This is a genomic window from Ruegeria sp. CL5 (assembly GCF_056536485.1).
On the sequence record NZ_JBQFPS010000030.1, the window covers coordinates 1 to 2798 of the forward strand.

General features: G+C 58.8%; 3 protein-coding genes. All 3 read right to left on the minus strand.

Annotation, left to right across the window (positions count from 1 at the left end):
* Nucleotides 1–701, minus strand: a 701-nt coding sequence (folD, locus tag ACR0IU_RS22225; protein ID WP_480717783.1) for a bifunctional methylenetetrahydrofolate dehydrogenase/methenyltetrahydrofolate cyclohydrolase FolD, incomplete at its 3' end; no start/stop codon positions are given.
* A 53-nt stretch (nucleotides 702–754) separates the two neighbouring features.
* Nucleotides 755–1060 carry a chorismate mutase gene (locus ACR0IU_RS22230; protein WP_010442824.1) on the minus strand — a complete coding sequence of 102 codons (306 nt, stop codon included), beginning with the start codon at nucleotides 1058–1060 and terminating at the stop codon, nucleotides 755–757.
* Nucleotides 1061–1117: 57 nt separating this feature from the next.
* Nucleotides 1118–2794: a formate--tetrahydrofolate ligase gene (locus ACR0IU_RS22235; RefSeq protein ID WP_260023057.1), complete on the minus strand. Its 1677-nt coding sequence runs from the start codon at nucleotides 2792–2794 to the stop codon at nucleotides 1118–1120.
* Between the last annotated feature and the right edge of the window lie 4 nt (nucleotides 2795–2798).

Below are 2798 nucleotides of genomic sequence, written 5' to 3' on the forward strand. Positions count from 1 at the left end.
CGGTTGATGCCCACGTCGATTACGGTCGCGCCTTCCTTGATCCAGTCACCCGGCACCATCTCGGGGCGGCCCACGGCGGCGACGACGATGTCGGCGCGGCGCACCACGTCGGGCAGGTCCTTGGTGCGGCTATGCGCGATGGTCACGGTGCAGCTGTCGCCCAGCAGCAACTGCGCCATCGGCTTGCCCACAATATTCGAGCGGCCAATTACAACAGCATCCATGCCCGACAGAGAGCCATGGTGGTCGCGCAGCATCATCAGGCAGCCCAGCGGCGTGCAGGGCACCATCGATTTCTGACCCGTACCCAGCAGGCCGACATTCGAGATATGGAACCCGTCTACATCTTTCACCGGATCAATCGAGTTGATCACCAGATCCTCATTCAGGTGCTTGGGCAGAGGCAACTGCACCAGAATACCATGCACTGCCGGATCATTGTTCAGCTTGTCGATCAGCGCCAGAAGGTCTTCTTCGGAGGTGTCTGCATCCAGTTTGTGCTCGTATGAGTTCATACCGACTTCAACGGTCATTTTTCCCTTCGAGCGGACATAGACCTGACTGGCCGGATCCTCGCCCACCAGAACCACCGCCAGACCCGGTGTGATGCCGTTTTCTTCCTTCAGTTTCGCAACCTGGTCAGCCACCTGCGCGCGCACTTTGGCGGCAAAGGCCTTACCGTCGATGACTTGAGCTACCATCCTTTGATCCCTTCTTTCAAAAAACGGATCGGGCGCACAAAGCGCCCGGTCATTCAGTCGGGGCCGAGCACGCGTTCTTCGCGCGCAATCGACCAATCAATCAAGGTGCGCCATAGTTTTTCGGCAAGGTCAGGATCCATACCCAGCTCGTCCGAATTCATACGCACTTTTTGCACCACATCCTCGACACGCTCCGGAATACGTGCAGGCAAGCCCTCGCCCGGCTTCAGCGCGGATGCGCGGTCGATGTAACCTGCACGCGCCACCAACATCTCGATCAGCTGCCGATCCAGCTTGTCGATCTGAACCCGCAACTCCCGCATTGAGTGGCAGTCTTTTGGAGGTGTCAGAGTGGGCATGTTTGTCTCCTCATGGCCCGGGAATTCCCCGGACCACGAGATGTCTTATTCGGCGGCTTAGAACAAGCCCTCGATCTCACCTGCGTCATTGAGGCATATGGTTTCCGCGGCCGGCTTGCGCGGCAGACCGGGCATGGTCATGATCTCACCGCAGACAACCACGATGAAACCGGCACCGGCGGACAGGCGGACCTCACGCACCGGAACCGAGTGGCCGGTGGGCGCGCCGCGCAGGGTCGGGTCGGTCGAGAACGAATACTGTGTTTTCGCCATGCAGACCGGCAGATTACCATAGCCTGCCTCTTCCCATTCTTTCAGCTGGTTACGGATCTTGTTGTCGGCCAGCACCTCATCCGCGCGATAGATGCGCTTGGCGATGGTTTCGATCTTCTCAAACAGTGGCATGTCGTCGGGGTAAATCGGCGAGAAGTTGGCGCTGCCGCCTTCGACGATCTCGACAACCTTCTCGGCCAGCGGCGCCGAGCCTTCCGAGCCCAGCTCCCAGTGGCGCGACAAAACCGCCTCGACGCCATGTTCGCCGCAATAGTCGCTGACCGCCTGTACTTCGGCATCGGTGTCAGTGACAAAGTGGTTGATGGCGACAACAACCGGCACACCGAAGGATTTCACGTTTTCGATGTGACGGCCGAGGTTGGCACAGCCCGATTTCACAGCGTCAACGTTTTCCGCACCTAGATCGGCCTTGGCAACGCCGCCGTTCATCTTCATTGCGCGCACGGTGGCAACTAGAACAACAGCCGACGGAGCAATGCCCGCCTTGCGGCACTTGATGTTCATGAACTTCTCGGCACCTAGGTCAGCACCAAAGCCCGCTTCAGTAACGACATAGTCAGCCACTTTCAGAGCGGTCTTGGTGGCGATGACCGAGTTACAGCCATGCGCGATGTTTGCGAACGGCCCACCGTGAACAAAGGCCGGGTTGTTTTCCAGCGTCTGCACCAGGTTCGGCTGCATCGCGTCTTTCAGCAGCACGGTCATTGCGCCTTCGGCCTTGATGTCGCGGCAGTAAACCGGGGTCTTGTCACGGCGGTAAGCTACGATGATGTCGCCTAGACGCTTTTCCAGATCCTTCAGGTCGTTTGCCAGACACAGGATCGCCATGACTTCTGAAGCCACGGTAATGTCAAAGCCAGCTTCACGCGGGAAACCGTTCGACACACCGCCCAGCGACGCCGTGATCTGACGCAGGGCGCGGTCATTCATATCGACCACACGGCGCCATGCGACGCGGCGCGTGTCGATCTCGCACTCGTTGCCCCAATAGATGTGGTTGTCGATCATTGCCGACAGCAGCGAGTGGGCCGAAGTAATCGCGTGGAAGTCACCGGTGAAGTGCAGGTTCATCTCTTCCATCGGAACAACCTGCGCGTAACCGCCACCCGCAGCGCCGCCCTTCATGCCGAAGTTCGGGCCAAGCGAGGCTTCGCGGATACAGATCATCGCGTTCTTGCCGATGCGGTTCAGGCCATCGCCCAGACCAACGGTGGTGGTCGTCTTGCCTTCACCCGCAGGGGTCGGGTTGATCGCCGTGACCAGGATCAGCTTGCCATCTTCACGGTCCTGAACCGAATTGATGAAATCCTGACTGACTTTCGCCTTGTCGTGGCCGTAGGGCAGCAGATCATCACTGGAAATGCCCAGCTTGGCACCGATCTCCTGAATCGGCTTCTTGTTTGCCTCACGGGCAATCTCAATATCGGATTTATAGCTCATTGGG